Source organism: Castellaniella defragrans 65Phen (assembly GCF_000612685.1).
Classification (GTDB): Bacteria; Pseudomonadota; Gammaproteobacteria; order Burkholderiales; family Burkholderiaceae_B; genus Castellaniella; species Castellaniella defragrans.
In genome coordinates this window covers 3,625,008-3,638,709 of the sequence record NZ_HG916765.1, presented here as the reverse complement: position 1 = coordinate 3,638,709, position 13,702 = coordinate 3,625,008, and the positions used below count along the sequence as shown (strand labels likewise).

Here is a 13,702-nt window from a genome sequence, read left to right as displayed (position 1 = left end):
TCCATCCCGTAGAGTGGGACAAAGTAGATTTTTGTGTCATGAAGTGGGAGGAACCCCCTCGTGTTTCAGGGAAGCAGCGCGCTCACGCTGGATGCCAAGGGTCGGATGTCCATTCCGGCCCGGTATCGCGACGCCCTGCTGGCCCAGGAACAGGGGCGCCTGACCCTGACACGGCATCCGGACGGCTGCCTGATGATCTATCCCCGCTCCACCTGGGAGGCCAAGCGCGAGCAGATCGCCGCGCTGCCGGCCTCGGCGCGGCCGCTGCAGCGCCTGCTGCTGGGCAACGCCCAGGACGTGGAGATGGACGGGGCGAGCCGCATCCTGGTGGCGCCCGAATTGCGCACGGCGGCCGGCCTGAACCGCGACGTCATGCTGCTCGGGCTCGGGTCCAACTTTGAACTGTGGGATCGCGCCCAATGGGAGGCGCGTTGCATGGCGGACGTGGGCAACCTCGATCCGGCCATTCTTGAACAGATCTCTTTCTGAACCCGCACATGGCGTATTCCCATCGCACCGTTCTGCTGGAACCGGCCATCGACGCATTGTTGAGCCCGGCGTTCGGCCGCCGGTCGGCGGTGCCCGCGGCGGACGCCCCGCCGCCGGACGGCATCTACGTGGACGGCACCTTCGGGCGCGGAGGCCATAGCCGCCTGCTGCTGAGCCGGCTGGGCCCGCGCGCGCGCCTGCTGGTGTTCGACAAGGATCCGGCGGCCATCGCCGAGGCGCAGGCGCTGCGCGCCGCCGACGGGCGGGTCGAGGTCGTGCACGACGGTTTCGCCACCCTGGACGCGCAGCTGGACCGCCTGGGCATCGACCGGGTGGACGGCGTGCTGCTGGACCTGGGCGTGTCCTCGCCCCAGATCGACGAGGCGGAACGCGGGTTCTCGTTCATGCGGGACGGCCCGCTGGACATGCGCATGGACACCAGCCGGGGTCAGACGGCGGCGCAATGGCTGGCCGAGGCCGACCAGGAACAGATCAAGGAGGTCATCGCAGATTATGGCGAAGAACGGTTTGCTTTCCAGATTGCAAAGGCGATTGCTGTGCGCCGCCAATCCGGGCCGCTGCGCACCACGGGCGAACTTGCCCAGCTCGTCGCCGGTGCCGTCCGTACGCGCGAAAAGGGCCAGCACCCGGCCACCCGCACCTTTCAAGCTATACGGATTCACATCAATGAAGAGCTCGCGCAGCTCGCGCACGCCCTCCCGGCAGCGCTGACGCGCCTGCGCGCGGGCGGGCGCCTGGCCGTGATCAGCTTCCACTCGCTGGAAGACCGCATGGTCAAGCAGTGCTTCGCCGCCGCCGCCCACCCGGGCCGCGACCGGGCGCGGCTGCCGATCCCCGAGCGCGACATGCCGCAGCCCTATGTCACCCTGCTGGGCCGCGTCCTGGCGGACGAGGCCGAGGTGGCGGACAACGTGCGCGCGCGCTCGGCCGTGCTGCGGGTGGCCGAGCGCACCGGCGCGCCCCTGTCGCCGGAGCAGGCCGCGGGCTTCGTGCGCCTGCCGGGCCGTCCGTCCGCGCCGCGCCGGGCGGGGAGGGCCGCGCGATGATCCGGCTGAACCTCTTCCTGGCGTTCCTGCTCATGGCCTCGGCCATTTCGCTGGTCACGGTGCGCTTCCAGACGCGCGAACTGTTCGTCGCGTCCGAGCGGCTGAAGTCCCACGCGCACGAGCTGGACGCGGAATGGCGCCGCCTGCAGCTCGAACGGGCGGAACTGGCGCGCAACGCGCGCATCGATTCGATCGCCCGCGCCGACCTGCATCTGGTGTCGGTGACGCCCGACCGCACGATCTACCTGCAGCAGCCGGCTCCCGCCGCGCAGGAGAGCCGTCCGTGAAGCGCTTCGGTTTCCACGAAAGCCCCGTGCTGGCGGGCCGCCCGGCCTTCTGGCGGGCGCGGCTGGTGGTGATCGTGCTCATGCTGGGTTTCGCCGCGCTGGCGGCCAAGGCGCTGAACCTGCAGATCCTGTCCAACGAATTCCTCCAGCGCCAGGGCGAGCGCCGCTACGAGCGCACCCTGGTGCTGCCGGCTTCGCGCGGCAAGATCCTGGACCGCAGCGGCTCGGTGGTGCTGGCCTCCAGCGTGCCGGCCAAGGCCATCTGGGCGATCCCCGAGGACTTCCACAAGGCCTCCGAGGCTCAGGTCGCCGAACTGGCGCGCCTGCTGGACATCGCCCCGGCCGAACTGCGCCAGCGCACCCAGGACGAGGACAAGAATTTCGTCTACCTGCAGCGGCAGGTGGCCGCCGACAAGGCCAAGGCCATCCATCAGCTGAAGATCCCCGGGGTCCAGCAGCTCGCCGAGACGCGCCGCTTCTATCCGGAAGGCGAGGTCATGGCGCACATCGTCGGCTTCACCAACATCGAGGACCGCGGCATCGAAGGCATCGAGCTGGCGTTCAACGACCGGCTGTCGGGCCAGCCGGGCTCCCGGCGCGTGATCCGGGACCGCCTGGGCCGCGTGGTCGAGGACGTCCAGGCCGTGGTGCCGCCGGTCGACGGCCAGAACCTGCAGCTGTCCATCGACGCCGGCATCCAGTTCGACACCTACGCCGCGCTCAAGACCGCCATGAAGGAGCACCAGGCGCGCGCGGCGGCGGCCATCGTGCTGGATGCCCGCTCGGGCGAGATCCTGGCGATGGTCAATCTGCCGTCCTACGACCCGAACGACAACTCGGCGCGCACGGGCGAGGCGCTGCGCAACCGCGTCGTGACCGACACCTTCGAGCCCGGCTCCATCATGAAGCCGTTCACGGCCGCGCTGGCCCTGGACGAGGGCAAGATCACGACCCGCACGCTGTTCGACACCGGCAACGGCCGCTACAGCTACCAGGGCGCCGTGATTTCCGACGTCAGCCGCAACGGCGTGCTGGACGTGGGCGGCATCATCCAGCGCTCCAGCAACATCGGCATGACCATGATCTCGGAGCGCCTGACGTCCCAGTCGATGTGGGAAAAGTTCTCGGCGCTGGGGTTCGGGCGCGTGCCCCAGACGCATTTCCCCGGCATGGCCTCGGGGCGGTTGCGGCCCTGGCAGCGCTGGCGGCCGATCGAGCGCGCCACCATGGCCTACGGCTACGGCCTGTCCGTCTCCCTGCTCCAGGTCGCGCACGCCTACACCGTCTTCGCCCGCAACGGCGACATGGTGTCGCTGTCCCTGCTGCGCCGCGAGGGCCAGCCCACCAGCGTCCAGGTCTACACGCCCGAGATCGCCCAGCTGATGCGCGGCATGCTGGAGGCCGCCGCCGGCCCGGACGGCGCCAAGCTCGCCCGCGTCCAGGGCTACCGGGTGGCCGGCAAGAGCGGCACCGCGCGCAAGATCGTCAACGGCCAGTACAGCAAGACCAAGTACCGCGGCTCCTTCGTCGGACTGGCGCCGGTGTCCGATCCGCGCATCGTCGTGGCCGTGTCCATCGATGAGCCGGGCGCCGGGGGGTATTATGGCGGCCGCGTGGCCGCACCCGTCTTTTCCGACATCGTTTCAAGCACCCTGCGCCGCCTCGGCGTGCGGCCCGACGCCCCTGTGGATTCCCTGGTGGCGGTGGCGGCGCAGGGGGGACGCACACAATGATCATGTTAGACATCATGGCCTGGCTGGACGAGCGGGTCGATCGCAGGGCGGATCTCTGCCTGGATTCGCGCCAGCTGCGGCCGGGCGACGTGTTTTTCGCCTGCCCCGGGATCGCCGCGGACGGCCGCGCCTATATGGAAGCGGCCGTGGCGGCCGGCGCGGCCGCCATCGTCCGGCAGGCCGGCGGCGGCCATCCTTCGCCCGCCGCCGTGCCGGTCCTGGAAGTCGAGGGTCTGGCCGCGCTGCTGGGCCAGGTCGCCCACCTGTGGTATGGCCGGCCGTCGGACGCGCTGACCGTGATCGCCGTCACCGGCACCAACGGCAAGACCTCCACCACGCAGTGGATCGCGGCGGCGCTCAATGCCGAGGGCATGCCCTGCGGCACCGTCGGGACGCTGGGCGTGACGCTGCCCGACGGCGGCAACCTGGGCGGCGCGCTGACCACGCCGGACGTGCTGACGCTGCACCGCAGCCTGGCCGCCATCGTGCGCGCGGGCGGCGTGGCGGCCGCCATCGAGGCGTCCTCGATCGGCATCGAGCAGGGCCGCCTGGACGGGGTCAGCATCCAGGTGGCGGGCTTCACCAACCTGACGCGCGACCATCTGGATTACCACGGCACGGAAGAACGCTACAAGCAGGCGAAGTTCGCCCTGTTCGCCCGGCCCGGCCTGCGCGGCGCGGTCATCAACGCCGACGACGCGGCGGGGCGGGAATTGCTGGCGGGCGCTGCGCCCTCGGGCCACCGGGTGGGCTACAGCCTGCGGCGCGACGGCGGCGCGGCCTTCCGGGCCGAGGACATCCAGCATGGCGCCACCGGCCTGGTCTTCAATCTGGTGGTGCCCGACGGCAGCGCCCAGATCCTGACCCACCTGGTCGGGGAACACAACATCTCCAACCTGCTGCTGGTGGCCGGCGTGCTGCGCGAGCTGGGCTGGGGGCTGAGCCGCATCGCCCGCGCCCTGGCCGTGCTGCATCCGGTGCCGGGCCGCCTGCAGGTGGTCACGGCGCTGGGCGGCGCCAGCGCGGCGCGGCCCCAGCCGCTGGTCGTGGTGGATTACGCGCACACGCCGGACGCGCTGGAGCGGGCGCTGACGGCCCTGCGGCCGCTGGCCCGGGACCGCGGCGGCCGGCTGCGCTGCGTGTTCGGCTGCGGCGGCGACCGCGACGCCGGCAAGCGGCCCCTGATGGGCGCCGTGGCGGCCCGCCTGGCCGACGAGGTCGTGGTCACCACCGACAATCCGCGCAGCGAGCCGCCCGAGGCCATCATCGAAGAGATCGTGGCGGGCATGCCGCGCCGCCCGGACGTCCGGGTCGATCGGGCCGACGCCATCCTGGAGGGCATCTGGGGCGCCGAGGAACGCGACGTGGTGCTGCTGGCCGGCAAGGGCCACGAGACCTACCAGGAAGTCCGGCACGTGCGCAGCCCCTTCGACGACCGGGAATGGGCGCGCTTCGCGCTGACCTGGCGGCAGGGGGCGGAGCTGTCCACCGACACCCGCGCGCTGCCGGCCGGCGCCCTGTTCCTGGCGCTCGAAGGCGAGCGCTTCGACGGCCACGACTACCTGGACGCGGCCGCCCGGGCCGGTGCGCGTGCGGCCCTCGTCGCCCGCCCGGTCCCCGGCGCCGGCCTGCCCCAGATCGTGCTGGGCGACACCCGCCTGGCCCTGCGGCGCGCGGCCACCGCCTGGCGGCGCCAGTTCCGCATCCCCGTCATCGCGGTGACCGGCAGCAACGGCAAGACCACGACCAAGGAAATGATCGCCGCCATCCTGGCGGCCTGGTGCGGCGAGGAGGGCCGTCTGGCGACGCGCGGCAACCTCAACAACGACATCGGCCTGCCGCTGACGGTGCTGCGCCTGCGTCCGGCGCACCGCGCCGCCGTGCTGGAACTGGGCATGAACCACCCGGGCGAGATCGCCGTGCTGGCCGCCATCGCCCAGCCGACGGTGGCGCTGGTGAACAACGCGCAGCGCGAGCACCAGGAATTCATGAGCACGGTCGAGGCCGTGGCGCGCGAGAACGGCGCCGTGCTGCAGGCGCTGCCGGCCGACGGCGTGGCGGTGTTTCCGGCCGACGAGGAATACAGCGGCCTGTGGCGGGAGCTGGCCGGCGACCGCCGGATGCGGCGCTTCGGCTTCGCCGACACGGCCGATGCGCATGCCTCGCAGATCCGCGCCGGGACGGCGCAGACGGAATTCCGCCTGCACCTGGGCGCGGAGACCGTGCCGGTCGTCCTGCATGCGCCGGGCCGGCACAATCTGCGCAACGCCCTGGCGGCGGCGGCCTGCGCCTGGGCGGCCGGCGCGCCGGCGGCGGCCATCGCGGCCGGCCTGGCGGCCTTCTCTCCGGTGGGCGGCCGGATGCAGCCGCGGCCCCTGTCCGACGGCTTCCAGCTGATCGACGACAGCTACAACGCCAATCCGGATTCCGTGCGCGCCGCCATCGACGTGCTGGCCGGGCTGGACGGCCGGCGCATCCTGGTGCTGGGCGACATGGCCGAAGTCGGCGACCAGGGGCCGGCGATGCACGCCGAGGTCGGCGCCTATGCCCGCCAGTGCGGCGTGGACGCGCTGCTGACGCTGGGGCCGGCGGCCCGCGGGGCCGCGCAGGCCTTCGGCGCGCAGGCCCAGGCCTTCGACGCGTTCGAGGAGCTGCTGCCGCACCTGCTGGCGGCGCGCCCCGGCCACATCCTGGTCAAGGGCTCGCGCAGCATGCGCATGGAGCGCGTGGTGCAGGCGCTCGACATGGACGCGTCCGCGCAGGGGGGCGATCATGCTGCTTGAACTGGCGCGCTGGCTGTCCGACGAGCATTTCCGCGCCTTCGGCGTGGTGGAATACATCACCTTCCGCGCGCTGCTGGCCTGCGCCACGGCGCTGGCCATCGGCCTGCTGGCCGGCCCCTGGCTGATCCGCCGCCTGACGGCGCTGAAGATCGGCCAGGCGGTGCGCAGCTACGGCCCCCAGACCCACCTGCAGAAGAACGGCACCCCCACCATGGGCGGCGCGCTGATCCTGATCGGCATCGGCATCAGCACCCTGCTGTGGGCCGACTGGACCAACCGCTTCGTCTGGGTGGTGCTGCTGGTGACCTTCGGCTTCGGCTGGATCGGCTGGGCCGACGACTACCGCAAGGTCGTGCACCACGATCCCGAAGGCATGCCGGCGCGGCAGAAGTTCTTCTGGCAGGCCCTGATCGGCGCCGTGGCCGCCGTCTACCTCAGCTTCGCCGTGTCGGTGCCGGCCAACACGGAGCTCTGGCCGCTGTTCCGCGGCTGGGTCCTGAGCGGCTTTTCCATGCCGCTGCCGGCGCGCGCCGACCTGATCGTGCCGTTCTTCAAGACCGTCAGCTACCCGCTGGGCGTGTTCGGTTTCGGCGCGCTGACCTGGCTGGTGATCGTGGGCACGAGCAACGCCGTCAACCTGACCGACGGGCTGGACGGGCTGGCGATCATGCCCACCGTGATGATCGGCTCGGCCCTGGGCATCTTCGCCTACGTGGTCGGGCGGGTGGACTATTCCAGGTACCTGCTGTTCCCCTACATCCCGGGCGCCTCCGAGCTGATGGTGCTGTGCGCCGCCATCGCCGGCGCGGGCCTGGCCTTCCTCTGGTTCAACACCTATCCCGCCCAGGTCTTCATGGGCGACGTGGGCGCCCTGGCGCTGGGCGGCGCGCTGGGCACGATCGCCGTCATCGTGCGCCAGGAGATCGTCCTGTTCATCATGGGCGGGGTGTTCGTGGTCGAGACCCTGTCGGTGATGCTGCAGGTCACCTGGTTCAAGTACACCAAGAAGCGCTATGGGGAAGGCCGGCGGATCTTCCGCATGGCGCCGCTGCACCACCATTTCGAGGTGGGCGGCTGGAAGGAAACCCAGGTGGTGGTCCGCTTCTGGATCATCACCATGATGCTGGTCCTGGTGGGCCTGTCGAGCCTGAAGCTGCGATGACGAGCGCCTGCGACTTCCCCTCCCTGCGCCGCGACGGCCTGACCCTGATCCTGGGATTGGGGGAGACGGGCGTGGCCGCGGCGCGCTGGTGCGCCGCGCGCGGCGCCCGCCTGCGGGTGCTGGACACGCGCGCGCAGCCGGGCGGGCTGGACGCTCTGGCGGCGGACGGCATCGCCGCCGACCTGCGCCTGGGCCCCGATGCCCTGGCGGAAGCGGCGCTCGACGAGGTCCATACGCTGGTGCTCAGCCCGGGACTGAATCCGCACGAGGCCCCCGTCGCGCCCCTGCTGGCGGCGGCGCGCGCGCGCGGCATCGAGGTGCTGGGCGAGATCGAGCTGTTCGCCCGCGCCCTGGCCGACCTGCGCGCGCAGGGCTATGCGCCCGCGCTGCTGGCGGTGACGGGCACCAACGGCAAGACCACGGTCACGTCGCTGACGCGCCACCTGGCCGAGGCGGCCGGCCGCCGCGTGCGCGCCGCCGGCAACATCGGGCCGGCCGCGCTCGCCAGCCTGCAGGACGCGCTGGAGCGCGACGAGCTGCCCGAGGTCTGGGTGCTGGAGCTCTCCAGCTTCCAGCTGGAAGCCACGCACTCCCTGGCGCCGGACGCGGCCACGGTGCTCAACGTCACGCAGGACCACCTGGACTGGCACGGCACGATGCAGGCCTACGCGGCGGCCAAGGCGCGCCTGCTGGAGATGGCGCGGATCGCCGTCGTCAACCGCGACGACCCGCTGGTGCGGGACATGGTGCGCGACCCGGCCGGCGAGCGGGTGCGCGGCTTCGGCTCGGACGCCCCGGCTCTGGCCGGGGATCTGGGCCTGCTGACGCAGCAGGGCCTGGCCTGGCTGGCGGCCGCGCCCGAGGTCGAGGCCGACCCCGCCGCCCAGGCGCCGGCCCGCCGCCGCCGCGCGGCGGCGGACGCGGGCCCCGTCCGGCGGCCCGCCGCCGCGGCCCAGCCGTTGATGCCGGCCGAGGCGCTGCGCATCCGCGGCGCCCACAACGCGCTCAATGCGCTGGCGGCCCTGGCCCTGGGCCGCGCCATCGGCCTGGACTGGGCGCCGATGCTGCACGCGCTGCGCTCCTACCAGGGCGAGGCGCACCGCACGGAATTCGTGCGCGCGATCGCGGGCGTCGATTTCATCGACGACAGCAAGGGCACCAACGTGGGCGCCACGCTGGCCGCCCTGAAGGGACTGGGCCGGCCGGTGGTGCTGATCGCCGGCGGCCTGGGCAAGGGCCAGGATTTCACGCCCCTGGCGCCGGCCGTGCGCGCCCACGCGCGCGCCGTGCTGCTGATCGGCCAGGACGGGCCCCTGATCGGCCAGGCCCTGGCGGACTGCGGCGTGCCGTTGCAGCCCTGCGCGACGCTGGAGGAAGCCGTCGCGCGCGGCCTGGAACTGGCGCGGCCGGGCGACGCCGTGCTGCTGTCGCCCGCCTGCGCCAGCATGGACATGTTCCGCAACTACGCCCACCGCAGCGCCTGCTTCGTCGCGGCCGTGCGCGAGCTCGCGGCCGAACGCGGAGAAGTGGCATGAGCGCGCCGGGGCGTACGACGGGCATGCCCGGGTCCCTGGGCGGCGGCGTGAACACGGTGCGCCCGGGGCGCACGGCCATGCCCAGCGTGGACGTGGGCCTGATCGTGGCGGTCAGCGCCCTGGTCCTGTTCGGCCTGCTGATGGTGTATTCGGCCTCGATCGCCCTGGCCGACGGGCCGCGCTACGAGAGCTACGGCCGCTTCTATTTCGTCGGCCGCCATGCCGCCTTCATCGTCATCGGCCTGCTGGCCGCGCTGTTCACCGCCAGCGTGCCGATGCGCATCTGGCAGAAGGTGTCCGTGCCGCTGTTCGTGCTGGCGCTGCTCCTGCTGATGGTGGTGCTGGTCCCCGGCATCGGCCGCGAGGTCAACGGCGCGCGCCGCTGGCTGTCGCTCGGGCCGGTGAACTTCCAGCCCTCGGAGCTGATGAAGGCCGCCATCCTGCTGTACGCGGCCGATTACGTGGTGCGCAAGCAGGCCCACCTGCAGGGCTTCGTGCGCGGCTTCGTGCGCGGCTTCACGCCCATGGCGCTGGCGCTGATGCTGGTCGGGGTGCTGCTGCTGCTGGAACCCGACCTGGGCGCCTTCATCGTCATCGGCGCCATCGCCGTCGGCATCCTCTTCATCGGCGGCATCAACCTCAAGCTGTTCACCCTGCTGCTGGGCGGGGTGATGTCCAGCTTCCTGATGCTGATCTGGCTGTCGCCCTGGCGCCGCGAGCGCCTGTTCGTCTACCTCGATCCCTGGAATCCGGACAACGCCTACGGCAGCGCCTACCAGCTGTCCCATTCCCTGATCGCCCTGGGGCGGGGCGAATGGTTCGGCGTCGGCCTGGGCGCCAGCATCGAGAAGCTGCATTACCTGCCCGAGGCGCACACCGACTTCATCGTCGCCGTGATCGGCGAGGAACTCGGCCTGGTCGGCGTGCTGTGCCTGATCGCCGTGTTCGTCTACATCGTCATGCGCGGTTTCGACATCGCCCGCCAGGCCATGGTGCTGGAGCGGGTCTTCGACGGCCTGGTCGCGCAGGGCGTGGCCCTGTGGATGGGCGTGCAGACCTTCATCAACATCGGCGTCTGCCTGGGCCTGCTGCCCACCAAGGGGCTGACCCTGCCGCTGGTGAGCTACGGCGGCTCGGGCATCGTCATGAACCTGGTGGCCATCGCGCTGCTGCTGCGGGTGGATTACGAGACCCGCTGCATGATGCGGGGGAAACGGCGATGAGCGCGCGCACGATCCTCATCATGGCGGGCGGCACGGGCGGGCACATCATGCCGGGACTGGCCGTGGCCGAAGTCCTGCGCGCCGCCGGCTGGCGGGTGCTGTGGCTGGGCGATCCGGACCGCATGGAAGGCCGCCTGGTGCCGGCGCGCGGCATCGAGCTGCTGCCGCTGCGCTTCGGCGGCGTGCGCGGCAAGGGCGCCGCGGCCCTGCTGAAGCTGCCCTTCACCCTGGGCGCGGCCTGCCTGCGGGCGCGCCGGCTGCTGCGCGCGCACCGCCCCGACGTCGTGCTCGGCATGGGCGGCTACGTGGCCTTCCCGGGCGGCCTGATGGCGCGCCTGGCGGGCATCCCCCTGGTCGTGCACGAGCAGAACGCCGTGGCGGGCACCGCCAACCGCGTCCTGGCCCGCTTCGCCAGCCGCGTGCTGTGCGGCTTTCCGGGGGCGCTGCCCGATGCCCTGATGGTGGGCAATCCGGTGCGCGCCGCGCTGGAATCGGTCGCCCCCGCGGGCGAGCGCTACGCCGGCCGCGAGGGGCCGCTGCGCCTGCTGGTGGTGGGCGGCAGCCTGGGGGCGGCGCGCCTGAACGAACTGGTGCCCGAGGCGCTGGCGCTGCTGCCGGCGCCGTCGCGGCCGCGCGTGCGCCACCAGGCGGGCGAGCGCCACGCCGAGGGCGTGCGCCGCACTTACGAACGCCTGGGCGTCGAAGGCGAGGTCATGGCCTTCATCGACGACATGGCCGAGGCCCTGGGCTGGGCCGACCTGGTCGTCTGCCGGGCCGGCGCCATGACCGTGGCCGAGGTCGCGGCCGTGGGCGTGGCGGCCCTGTTCATCCCGCTGCCGCACGCCATCGACGACCACCAGACGGCCAACGCCCGCTACCTGTCGGAATGCGGCGGCGGCTGGATGATGCGCCAGGCCGAGCTGGACGCGGCCGGGCTGTCGGCCTGGCTGGCGGCGCGCCAGCGGCCGGAACTGGCCGCCGTGGCCGCCCACGCCCGCGAACACGCAAGTCTGAACGCCGCGCAGCTGATTGCCGATGCCTGCGTCCACAGCCTGGAGGAATCGGCATGAAGCATCGCATCCGCAACATCCACTTCGTCGGCATCGGCGGCTCGGGCATGAGCGGCATCGCCGAGGTCCTGCTGAACCTGGGCTATTCCATCAGCGGCTCCGACGTCCAGGAAACCGCCGTGACGCGGCGGCTGGCGTCGCTGGGCGCGCGCATCCTGATCGGCCATGCCGCCGAGCACGTCCGGGGCGCCGGCGCCCTGGTCACGTCCACCGCCATCCATGCGGACAATCCGGAAGTCCTGGCGGCCCGCGCCGCGCACATCCCGGTGGTGCCCCGCGCCCTGATGCTGGCCGAGCTGATGCGCCTGAAGCGCGGCATCGCCATCGCCGGCACGCACGGCAAGACCACCACCACCAGCCTCGTGGCCAGCGTGCTGGCGGCCGGCGGGCTGGACCCCACCTTCGTCATCGGCGGGCGGCTGAACGCGGCCGACGCCAACGCGCGGCTGGGCCAGGGCGACTACATCGTCGTCGAGGCCGACGAGTCCGACGCCTCGTTCCTGAACCTGCTGCCGGTGATGGCGATCATCACCAACATCGATCTCGACCACATGGACACCTACGGGCACGACGTGGCGCGCCTGAAGAGCGCCTTCGTCGAGTTCACCCAGCGCCTGCCCTTCTACGGCAGCGCGGTGCTGTGCGTGGACGACGCCAACGTGCGCGAGATCATCCCCTTCGTGTCGCGGCCGGTGACGACCTACGGCATCGACATGCCGGCCCAGGTGCGCGCGCGCGACCTGCGCGCCGACGGCACCGTCATGTGCTTCGAGGTCGAGCGCGACAGCGGCCAGGACCGGCTCCCGCCGCTGTCCGTGCGGCTGAACCTGCCGGGCCGGCACAACGTGCTCAACGCCCTGGCCACCATCGCCGTCGCCACCGAGCTGGGCGTGCCCGACGCGGCCATCGCCGAGGCGCTGGCCCAGTTCCGCGGCGTGGGGCGCCGCTTCACCCAGGTCGGCCGCTTCCCCGTGGCGGAGAAGAACGGCGGCGGCACGTACGCCGTGGTCGACGACTACGGCCATCATCCGGTCGAGATGGCGGCGACCCTGGCGGCCGCGCGCGGCGCCTGGCCGGACCGCCGCATCGTGCTCGCCTTCCAGCCGCACCGCTACACGCGCACGCGCGACTGCTTCGAGGACTTCGTGCGCGTGCTCGGTTCGGCCGACGCGGTGCTGCTGACCGAGGTCTATCCGGCCGGCGAGACGCCCCTGGTGGCCGCCGACGGCCGCGCCCTGGCGCGCGCCCTGCGGGTGGCCGGCAAGGTCGAGCCGGTGTTCGTCGAGGACGTGGCCGACATGGCGGCCGCGATCGGGGATTTCGCCCGCGACGGGGACGTCGTCATCATCATGGGGGCGGGCTCCATCAGCCGCGTCCCCGCGCAACTGGGGAGCCCGCTATGAGCCAGGCATTCGGCCGCGTGGGCGTGCTGTACGGCGGCAGTTCGGCCGAGCGGGAAGTCTCGCTGATGTCGGGCGCCGGCGTCTGCGCCGCGCTGCGCGAGGAAGGCGTCGACGCCCATCTGTTCGACACCGGCGAGCGCAGCCTGGCGGAGCTGGCGGCGGCGGGCTTCGATCGCGTCTTCATCGCCCTGCACGGCCGCTATGGCGAGGACGGCACGCTGCAGGGCGCGCTGGAGCTGCTGCGCATCCCCTATACCGGCAGCGGCCCGCTGGCCTCCTGCCTGGCGATGGACAAGATCGCCACCAAGCGGCTGTGGCTGCAGCACGGGCTGCCCACGCCGCGCTTCGCCGAGCTCGCCTGCGACGCCGATCCCTCCGGGCTGGCCGATACCCTGGGCCTGCCGCTGATCGTCAAGCCGCCGCACGAGGGCTCGACGCTGGGCCTGACCCGCGTCGAGACGGCGGAGCAGCTGCGCGAGGCGCAGGCGCTGGCCTGCCGCTTCGACGACCTGGCGCTGGCCGAGCAGTTCATCCGCGGACGCGAGCTGACCGTGCCGGTCCTGGGCTCGGGGGCGGACGCGCGGGCGCTGCCGATCATCGAAATCATCGCGCCCCAGGGCAATTACGACTACGAGCACAAGTACGTGTCCAACGACACCCGCTACGAATGCCCGGCCCGCCTGCCCGACGCGCTGACGCGGCACATCCAGGACCTGGCCGTGCGCGCCTACCGGGCGCTGGGCTGCGAAGGCTGGGGCCGGGCCGACGTGATGCTCGACGGGCAGGACCGGCCCTGGCTGCTCGAAATGAACACCTCGCCGGGCATGACGAGCCATTCGCTCGTGCCCATGGGCGCGCGCGCCGCCGGCATGAGCTACGGCTGCCTGTGCGTGGAAATCCTGTCCACGGCGCGCTGCAAGCTGCGCCCGGCGGGCTGAGGGGAGGTCCGG

Annotated in this window: 11 protein-coding genes; all 11 read left to right on the top strand. The window is 72.3% G+C overall.

Annotation, left to right across the window (positions count from 1 at the left end; translation table 11 throughout):
* Positions 1–60 precede the first annotated feature (60 nt).
* Genes mraZ through BN940_RS16150 form a run of 11 tightly spaced genes read left to right on the top strand, consistent with a single transcriptional unit; the run spans position 61 to position 13,690 of the window.
* Positions 61–489 (top strand): division/cell wall cluster transcriptional repressor MraZ, encoded by a 429-nt coding sequence (mraZ, locus tag BN940_RS16200; RefSeq protein WP_043684694.1) that lies wholly within the window; start codon positions 61–63, stop codon positions 487–489.
* Positions 490–497: 8 nt separating this feature from the next.
* Complete coding sequence (gene rsmH, locus BN940_RS16195; RefSeq protein WP_043684691.1) at positions 498–1,556, top strand: 16S rRNA (cytosine(1402)-N(4))-methyltransferase RsmH; 1,059 nt, start codon at positions 498–500, stop codon at positions 1,554–1,556.
* Entirely contained in the window at positions 1,553–1,843 is a 291-nt protein-coding gene (gene ftsL, locus BN940_RS16190) for a cell division protein FtsL (protein WP_043684688.1), read from the top strand. Before rsmH ends, ftsL begins: the two co-directional genes overlap by 4 nt.
* Entirely contained in the window at positions 1,840–3,576 is a 1,737-nt protein-coding gene (locus tag BN940_RS16185; protein WP_043684685.1) for a peptidoglycan D,D-transpeptidase FtsI family protein, read from the top strand. Before ftsL ends, BN940_RS16185 begins: the two co-directional genes overlap by 4 nt.
* Positions 3,573–6,359, top strand: coding sequence for a bifunctional UDP-N-acetylmuramoyl-L-alanyl-D-glutamate--2,6-diaminopimelate ligase MurE/UDP-N-acetylmuramoyl-tripeptide--D-alanyl-D-alanine ligase MurF (gene murF / locus BN940_RS16180; protein WP_043684682.1), 2,787 nt, complete (start codon positions 3,573–3,575; stop codon positions 6,357–6,359). Before BN940_RS16185 ends, murF begins: the two co-directional genes overlap by 4 nt.
* Positions 6,349–7,521 carry a phospho-N-acetylmuramoyl-pentapeptide-transferase gene (mraY, locus tag BN940_RS16175; RefSeq protein ID WP_043684679.1) on the top strand — a complete coding sequence of 391 codons (1,173 nt, stop codon included), beginning with the start codon at positions 6,349–6,351 and terminating at the stop codon, positions 7,519–7,521. The genes murF and mraY overlap by 11 nt, the downstream gene beginning before the upstream one ends.
* Positions 7,518–9,056, top strand: coding sequence for a UDP-N-acetylmuramoyl-L-alanine--D-glutamate ligase (murD, locus tag BN940_RS16170; RefSeq protein ID WP_052355964.1), 1,539 nt, complete (start codon positions 7,518–7,520; stop codon positions 9,054–9,056). The genes mraY and murD overlap by 4 nt, the downstream gene beginning before the upstream one ends.
* Positions 9,053–10,279 (top strand): putative lipid II flippase FtsW, encoded by a 1,227-nt coding sequence (ftsW, locus tag BN940_RS16165; protein WP_052355963.1) that lies wholly within the window; start codon positions 9,053–9,055, stop codon positions 10,277–10,279. Before murD ends, ftsW begins: the two co-directional genes overlap by 4 nt.
* Positions 10,276–11,349, top strand: coding sequence for an undecaprenyldiphospho-muramoylpentapeptide beta-N-acetylglucosaminyltransferase (gene murG / locus BN940_RS16160; RefSeq protein WP_043684675.1), 1,074 nt, complete (start codon positions 10,276–10,278; stop codon positions 11,347–11,349). The genes ftsW and murG overlap by 4 nt, the downstream gene beginning before the upstream one ends.
* Positions 11,346–12,752, top strand: coding sequence for a UDP-N-acetylmuramate--L-alanine ligase (murC, locus tag BN940_RS16155; protein ID WP_043684673.1), 1,407 nt, complete (start codon positions 11,346–11,348; stop codon positions 12,750–12,752). Before murG ends, murC begins: the two co-directional genes overlap by 4 nt.
* Entirely contained in the window at positions 12,749–13,690 is a 942-nt protein-coding gene (locus BN940_RS16150; protein WP_043684672.1) for a D-alanine--D-alanine ligase, read from the top strand. The genes murC and BN940_RS16150 overlap by 4 nt, the downstream gene beginning before the upstream one ends.
* Positions 13,691–13,702 lie beyond the last annotated feature (12 nt).

What these genes read in the sequence shown, in the direction of transcription:
- rsmH (WP_043684691.1), top strand. Translation starts at nt 498, where the DNA reads ATGGCGTATTCCCATCGCACCGTTCTGCTGGAACCGGCCATCGACGCA.
- ftsL (WP_043684688.1), top strand. Translation starts at nt 1,553, where the DNA reads ATGATCCGGCTGAACCTCTTCCTGGCGTTCCTGCTCATGGCCTCGGCC.
- murF (WP_043684682.1), top strand. Translation starts at nt 3,573, where the DNA reads ATGATCATGTTAGACATCATGGCCTGGCTGGACGAGCGGGTCGATCGC.
- mraY (WP_043684679.1), top strand. Translation starts at nt 6,349, where the DNA reads ATGCTGCTTGAACTGGCGCGCTGGCTGTCCGACGAGCATTTCCGCGCC.
- murD (WP_052355964.1), top strand. Translation starts at nt 7,518, where the DNA reads ATGACGAGCGCCTGCGACTTCCCCTCCCTGCGCCGCGACGGCCTGACC.
- ftsW (WP_052355963.1), top strand. Translation starts at nt 9,053, where the DNA reads ATGAGCGCGCCGGGGCGTACGACGGGCATGCCCGGGTCCCTGGGCGGC.
- murG (WP_043684675.1), top strand. Translation starts at nt 10,276, where the DNA reads ATGAGCGCGCGCACGATCCTCATCATGGCGGGCGGCACGGGCGGGCAC.
- murC (WP_043684673.1), top strand. Translation starts at nt 11,346, where the DNA reads ATGAAGCATCGCATCCGCAACATCCACTTCGTCGGCATCGGCGGCTCG.
- BN940_RS16150 (WP_043684672.1), top strand. Translation starts at nt 12,749, where the DNA reads ATGAGCCAGGCATTCGGCCGCGTGGGCGTGCTGTACGGCGGCAGTTCG.